Source organism: Bacillus sp. SIMBA_008, from assembly GCF_046535495.1.
GTDB classification, from domain to species: Bacteria; Bacillota; Bacilli; order Bacillales; family Bacillaceae; genus Bacillus; species Bacillus subtilis.
Genome location: NZ_JAWRWL010000632.1, coordinates 1 through 264, shown reverse-complemented (window position 1 = coordinate 264; position 264 = coordinate 1). Strand labels below are relative to the sequence as shown.

At 62.9% G+C, this 264-nt stretch carries 1 protein-coding gene; it reads left to right on the top strand.

Annotated features, from left to right (window positions below; all coding sequences use genetic code 11):
* A partial coding sequence (locus tag SB658_RS24740) for a carboxymuconolactone decarboxylase family protein (RefSeq protein ID WP_410603040.1) occupies nucleotides 1-258 on the top strand: 258 nt, incomplete at its 5' end.
* Between the last annotated feature and the right edge of the window lie 6 nt (nucleotides 259-264).

Genomic DNA, 264 nt, shown 5'->3' with positions numbered 1-264 from the left:
ACCGAGCCGCTGTTTTCCGAGATTTGGCTGCGGCCTGATCTTGCGCCCCGCGACAGGAGCCTTGTGACGATCACATCACTCATCGCACTCGGCCAGACCGGCCAACTGGCAGGCCATCTCAATCGCGCTCTAAACAACGGCGTAACCGCAGTGGAAGCCGGCGAAGTCGTTGCTCATCTCGCATTTTACTCGGGCTGGCCGACTGCCTTCTCGGCGGGTCCCGTCCTCCGCGATGTGCTCGACAAGCGGGCCGACTGACCCACG